Origin of the sequence: Pontibacter sp. 13R65 (genome assembly GCF_047525655.1) — a bacterium.
Classification (GTDB): domain Bacteria; phylum Bacteroidota; class Bacteroidia; order Cytophagales; family Hymenobacteraceae; genus Pontibacter.
On record NZ_JBLIQL010000004.1, the window covers coordinates 419,717 to 425,855 of the forward strand.

6 protein-coding genes are annotated in these 6,139 nt (G+C 48.9%); 4 read left to right on the top strand and 2 right to left on the bottom strand.

Annotated elements, in window-relative coordinates; genetic code table 11:
- Window positions 1–80 precede the first annotated feature (80 nt).
- The 3 genes from ACMA1I_RS07705 to ACMA1I_RS07715 are packed head-to-tail and all read left to right on the top strand — an operon-like array spanning window position 81 to window position 3,559.
- Complete coding sequence (locus ACMA1I_RS07705) at window positions 81–635, top strand: GNAT family N-acetyltransferase (RefSeq protein ID WP_337067725.1); 555 nt, start codon at window positions 81–83, stop codon at window positions 633–635.
- A gap of 3 nt (window positions 636–638) precedes the next feature.
- Window positions 639–3,086: a TonB-dependent receptor gene (locus ACMA1I_RS07710; RefSeq protein ID WP_337067726.1), complete on the top strand. Its 2,448-nt coding sequence runs from the start codon at window positions 639–641 to the stop codon at window positions 3,084–3,086.
- Between the two features lie 20 nt (window positions 3,087–3,106).
- On the top strand, window positions 3,107–3,559 hold the full coding sequence (locus ACMA1I_RS07715) for a hypothetical protein (RefSeq protein WP_337067727.1): 453 nt from the start codon (window positions 3,107–3,109) through the stop codon (window positions 3,557–3,559).
- A gap of 160 nt (window positions 3,560–3,719) precedes the next feature.
- Here ACMA1I_RS07715 and ACMA1I_RS07720 read toward each other — a convergent pair whose 3' ends face one another.
- Entirely contained in the window at window positions 3,720–4,580 is an 861-nt protein-coding gene (locus tag ACMA1I_RS07720; RefSeq protein WP_337067728.1) for an IS3 family transposase, read from the bottom strand.
- Between the two features lie 47 nt (window positions 4,581–4,627).
- A complete protein-coding gene (locus tag ACMA1I_RS07725; RefSeq protein WP_337067729.1) occupies window positions 4,628–4,969 on the bottom strand; it encodes a transposase in 342 nt (113 codons plus the stop codon).
- Between the two features lie 2 nt (window positions 4,970–4,971).
- Between ACMA1I_RS07725 and ACMA1I_RS07730 the strand changes: the two genes are divergently transcribed.
- The gene (locus ACMA1I_RS07730; RefSeq protein ID WP_337067730.1) at window positions 4,972–5,613 is read left to right on the top strand and encodes a hypothetical protein; all 642 of its coding nucleotides are present in this window, start codon (window positions 4,972–4,974) and stop codon (window positions 5,611–5,613) included.
- Window positions 5,614–6,139 lie beyond the last annotated feature (526 nt).

Here is a 6,139-nt window from a genome sequence, read left to right on the forward strand (position 1 = left end):
AAAGGTTGAGCAAAGCCAGAAATCAGCGGCTAATGCGGGTGAAGAATGAATCGATAGTGATACCAAGATAATATACTCACATGATGATACAGATAAAGGCAGTCGAAAAAAAGCGGATTCCTGAGCTGGTGCGCTATGTGATGGAGTTCCGGAAAGAGCTGTTCCCAATGATAGATCACAGCACGTTGCCCCATGACCTTTCGCACTTCGAAGCCTCTTACGTGGAGGATGAAAACGCTGTATTTCTGATTGCAACAGACAAGTCTGATCAAATAGTTGGTACCGTCGGTATGCGTACTTTTGACCATCGCTTTGCCCACTTAAATTATAAGGGGCAGCTGACAACCGAGGTGCAGAAACTTTATGTAGAGCCAGCTTTTCGGAAAATTGGGTTAGGCACACGCCTTGTTAGGGCCTTGAGAGAAGAAGCTGAGCACAAAGGTATAGAAACACTCTACCTGCACACGCACCCCTTCCTTTTCGGCGCACAGGAGTTTTGGGCTAAACAAGGCTTCCGGCTGAACTGCCAGGACGAGACGCCTGTTTACAGAACCATCCACATGGACCTGCAACTGCAAGAGTCGATGAAACATAGCATATATCATGTTAACTCTCAAGAGCTACTATTGACCTGACCAATGACTGCAATTTTTACCAAAGGTACCTTGTGCGCCCTGATGCTATGCCTCTTTTGCGTTCCTGTTTTTGCCCAGCCTACAGGCAGTGTAGGTGGTAAAATAAAGGATGAAAAAGGAGAGGTACTGGTTGGTGTCTCTGTCGGTATAAAAGATACTTCAATTGGCAATATTACCGCGCTGGACGGTACGTTCAAAATGGATCGGTTGCCTTACGGGAGTTATATCCTCCTGATGAAAGGGCTGGGGCTTACAGATAAAGCCGTTCCTTTTGCGGTGACAGAACACTCTCCCCATGTCTGGCTGGACGTGGTGCTGGACCGGCGCACGCATATGATGCAGGAGGTGCTGGTGACAGGCCGCAAGGAAACCAACTATATAAACGACTACAGTTTTGTCGGTACCAAACTGCAGAGCCGGGTGGTGGATGTACCCCAGACTATTTCCTCTGTCACTAAGGAGTTGATCGAGGACCAGCAGGCCTTCCTGGTGACGGACGTGGTGCAGAACCTAGCGGGTGTAAATCAATATTCCGCATACGATGACCTGACGATTCGGGGCTTCCGTAACGGCTACGAAACAGGTTTTAGGCTGGTGAACGGACTGCGCTCGGGCTACGGTTACGGCACGAGCTTTTTTCGGGTGCCGCTCACGGTAAACCTGGAGAGCGTGGAGGTACTCAAAGGCCCCGGCGGCGCCCTCTTCGGTGACATCAACCCCGGTGGTACGGTCAATCTGGTAACCAAAAAGCCACTCGATGAAGATCGGAAAGCAGTCAGTTTCTCCGTCGGCAGTTTCCAGACCGTGCGCAGCACCATCGACCTGACAGGGCCGCTCAACGAAGATAAGTCCTTGCTTTACCGGTTAAACATTGGCTACGAAGATACTAAGACCTTCCGGGAAGTAAACGACCGCAGTTCTCTGATGATTGCGCCTACTGTTACTTTCCGCCCAACAGATAATACCACGGTTAACGCCGAACTGGTATATAGTAAATTTGATGATTACCTCGACCGCGGGATGGGGATTCGGGGGGGCAACCTGTACGCGTTGCCGAGGTCCTTCACCCTGAGCCAGCCAAGCGATTACTATCGGGTAAACGACATCTCTCTGAACGGCTCGCTTAACCACCGACTTAGCAACTGGCTGTCTTTTAATGCGGCCTACATGAAATTTGTCTACCATGAGGACCTAAGCGAGCACCGCACCCTAAACACCTTTGCCGATGCGCCTGCCAATACCATCATGAACATGCGCTACATGGAGAAGAAAGTAAACGAATATACCGACAACCTCTCCACTTACTTTGCTATCAACGGCAACACCGGCAGGCTACGTCACGATCTGGTGGCAGGTATGGACTACATCAGCTTCGAGACCGACAAGCGGGGGCACCAGTGGGAGGCCCGTGAGATGGAAGTAAACGGTCAGCAAATACCTTTAACATTTGATCTCAGTAACCCGACCTATGAACTCCGGGACCCGAGCAAGTATATCCGAAGGCCGCTAGCTTCCTTTTTTGTAGACTATCTTAACGCCAGCTACACCACCACAGGGGTATACGTACAAGACCAGGTAACCGTAACTGACCGCCTGAAACTGCTTTTAGGCTTACGACAGGAGTTTTTTCGGGACCAGCGTGTTTATAATAACGGGGAGGAGAAAGTGCACCAGAATGTGCTTCTCCCGAGAGCGGGCCTGACTTACAAGTTACGCGATAACCTGAACTACTTTGCCAGCTACAGCCAGGGGTACAAGCCCATCGATCCGGCCTTTATCCGCAACCCGGAGAACTACGGCAGTACCCGCCCCTTCGAAAACGAGGGCAGTTTTCAGGCAGAGTCCGGGATTAAGGGCGAGTTCCTGAACAGGCGCCTTTTCGCCACACTGTCGGTCTATCATATCGAAAAGCGGAATACGTTGGTCAACACTGGTCAGATCACCGACGAAGGCAATCCCATCTACCGGCAGAACGGACGCATACGATCACAGGGAGTGGAGCTGGAGGCGACGGGAAGTTTAAGCGCTGCGTTTAACCTGAGCGTGAACTATGCCTTTAACCATACCGAAGTGCTAGCCGCTGATCTGGAAGCGGAGAGAGGGACAATGGCACCTAACGCACCTAAACATTCTGCCAGTTTGTGGGCCAAATACACCTTTGAAGGTGGCGCATTGGAGGGGTTTGGTTTGGCCCTGGGCGGAAATTATATGGGCACGCGCCGGATGGAACGTCAGGTTCAGGACACGCAGTCAGGTAACATGATCTGGGACTACTGGCCTGAATATACTGTGGTAAATGCGGCCGCTTTTTACCGGGCAAACAAGTTTCGGCTGAGCCTGAACGTCAACAACCTGCTCGATGAGTACTACTTTGTAGGAGGCTATGATTTTATGCGGGCATTCCCCGGAGCTCCCCGCCACTTCATCCTTTCTGTTGGCTATACCTTTTAAAATTAATACCTGATAACACCATGAAGAAAAGTTTACTCACTGTCGCAGCATTATTGTTCCAGTTACCTCTGCTAACGAGTGTGGCACAGTCACCCTCGCAGCAAATGGAATCGGGTACTCAGACTGTGCAGGCAGCCACTGCTCTGGAAACTGATAAATCGAAAGGCCAGGACAAACAGCCTTTGCTCCTCAAGAGCCTTTCGTCGGAGCGAAGCGTGATGGAGCAGGACACACTGCCCTTGGCGCAAGAATTTAAGCGCAGCTATCAGGTAGGGGCGGCCATTCATATGTTTGCAGCTTTAAGTCAGGGGCCAATGAGTGCTATGGATGAGGCGGCATCCGGTTCTAACAATCACTATCTGAGGAGCTTCAACCTCTACCGGGCGCGTCTTCTGTTCGGGGCACAGCTGTCCAGAAAAGGTAACGTGTTTTTTGAGACTGAAATTAACCTGCCTCGTCCTGAAAAAAGTTGACACTTTTTTACATTAATCCTTTATCAAGTTTACACATAAAATTTAATCCTGCCAACCCTTTACATTTGTTTGTACTTTACAATAAGTAGCGGCTCGGCAGGTAGCTACTCCTATAGTTGGTAGTCCGTTGAGAGCTTTACAATTTTGTTTAGCTATTTTCTTATACCATATCTTTCTGCTTCTCTTTTTTGATAGCATAGTAGTTCTTCCAGTGCTTTTTCAATATGCCTGTTTTGGTGTGTGCCTCCACAGGAGTGAGCATATCCACGCTGGAATGAGGCCGCTGATAGTTATAGATACTAATAGCTGTGGCTATGGCTGTCTGTGCAGCAGTGAAGGAAGAATAAACTACTTCCAGCAGCTCCTCTTTCAGGATGCCATTGACTCGCTCAGCCAAGGCATTCTCAAGCGGGTCACCCTTCTGCGTCATCGAGATAGCTACACTATGATCCTGCAAGAGCTTAACATAGGCGTAACTGCAATACTGTATGCCCCTGTCGGAATGATGAATCAATTTTTGATGCGCGCCTTTATTCTGAAGTGCCATTACCAGCGCCTGCATACATCCCATGGCAGATAAGTCTTTGCTAAGGTAGAATCCCACAATCTTACGGCTGTAGGCATCGGTAATAAGGCTTAGATAGGCAAAGCCACTCTGTAAGTGAATGTAGGTAATATCGCTGACCCAAAGTTGATCAGGTGCTACGGGTATAAAACCAATGATCAGGTTGCTGTACTTGCGGAGCCAATGAGCCAAGAAGGTGGTCTGCGGCTTATAGCGTTTTCGCTTCCGGACCAGCAGACCATGGGCACGCAGTAACTCAAAAAAAGTATCACGCCCCATGTTTATCCTATGCTCTAGCATAAACGTTGACATGATCACCAGCAACTTGCGAGCACCCAGTCGCTTTTGTGTCTGCCGGATGCGCAGCACTTCCTGCACCAGCAGGTCCTCCTGTAGCGCCTCCTGCTCCTGTGCTTTGATCTGCTGGTAGTAGGCTTGTCCGCTGTAACCAAACAAAGAGCAAAGTACCCCGACAGCTCGGGATGGTGTGCTTTGCTCTATTCTTAAGATTGCTTGGTGCCAGACTTTTTTCGGATGGAAAGACCTAACTCTTCTTCGGCAATAGCAATCACCTGCTCTAGTACTTGCGTATGAAGCCTGGCTTTGCGCAGTTCTGCCTGAAGGAGTTTGACATCGGTTGGCAGGGACTCCTGCCCTGGGGGTAAAACCGGAACGGGCTTTACAGTCACTGCTTTTGTTGGCTTTTTCATCTGCCCTTTGTGTTGCTTTACCCACCTGTGCAGCGTACGGAAATTCACTCCGTATTTAGGCGCTGCTTGACGATAGCTTAGACCGCTGGCTAAGTACTCGGCAATGATACGTTCTTTTGATTTTCTATCCTCCATTTTTGACAATTTTCTGTCAACCTATAGCAGGACGAGACAACGGGCGCGGTCCTATACGGGTTGTTGGCCGGACGGTGTACAACTTTCTGGAGCCAGAGAAAGACTTTTACTACGATGGCACTAAGCTGGGGAAAGGGCGCACTTTTGCCCTGGCCGGAGGCTTCGATGTGCAGGGCTCTTACAGAAACTTCGGTATGGACGCTTTTCTGGACGCACCAGCAGGTAACGCAGGCTCCATAACAGTAAATGCTGCCTACACAAGAATGACAGGAGGAACCGGCACAGGCACCTATTCTTTTGCCTGGCTTATCCCACGCCAGAACATCCAGTTTCTGGAGCTGGGCTACTACTTTAAGAATGTAAAGCTACAGCCTTGGATAAAGTATGAGAACCAGAACATCAACGGTAGGCCTGCACAATTTGGCTTGCCTGGTACAGCCGATGGTGCAACCATGGATGCCATGAATATGCTCATGTCGAACGAGCGTATAGGCGGAGGACTTAACTACTTCTTCAACGACCTTAACACTAACCTCAGGCTCTCCTATACGTCGGTGGGTTATGGAAGAGAGGCTTTAGACGGAGGCGCTGAAAAAGCAAGGTATAATCAGTTCTGGTTGCAGTTGCAGCTGTTCCTGTTTTAAGTATCAGCCTTAGGCGTAAAAAAATTTATTTTGTGTTTATAGATCTTATTAGTTTCCAAACAAAATGCTGTCGAGGCAATAAATTAAATAAACCTATTGGGTGTGGTTGTTACATTAAAATTAGCTGTGCGTGGCGCAGCCGGGCACAGTTGAGGTCAAGCTTTTGGACCTCACTGGCAAAGGCCTGTTTCAGGAGCGCCACAGGGTAGTGGCCGGTGAGGATGAATTTGGTCTTAACTTGACGAGGTTAAACAGTGAGGTGTACTTGGTGAAGGGTAAAGATATGGATTCCACCTGCCATGTTGTGAAAAATAACTAAATCTGCGCATTTTTATAGAGACTCTTCGCTAATAAGCATATTTTAATAGTAAAGGCAGAGATAACATAGTAGAACAATTCTCTAAAGACATGACTCATCCCGAATTTTTTAAGCGGGAGTAGGCGATAAACTCATTGAGGAGATTTGCCAGTGCCAATCGGATCCGGTAAAGCGGTGTAGAGGCTTCTCTATACCGCTTTCCTGTTC

Excerpts from the sequence above, each read along its gene's own strand:
- ACMA1I_RS07710 (WP_337067726.1), top strand. The coding sequence starts at position 639 with ATGACTGCAATTTTTACCAAAGGTACCTTGTGCGCCCTGATGCTATGC.
- ACMA1I_RS07715 (WP_337067727.1), top strand. The coding sequence starts at position 3,107 with ATGAAGAAAAGTTTACTCACTGTCGCAGCATTATTGTTCCAGTTACCT.
- ACMA1I_RS07725 (WP_337067729.1), bottom strand. The coding sequence starts at position 4,969 with ATGGAGGATAGAAAATCAAAAGAACGTATCATTGCCGAGTACTTAGCC.
- ACMA1I_RS07705 (WP_337067725.1), top strand. The coding sequence starts at position 81 with ATGATGATACAGATAAAGGCAGTCGAAAAAAAGCGGATTCCTGAGCTG.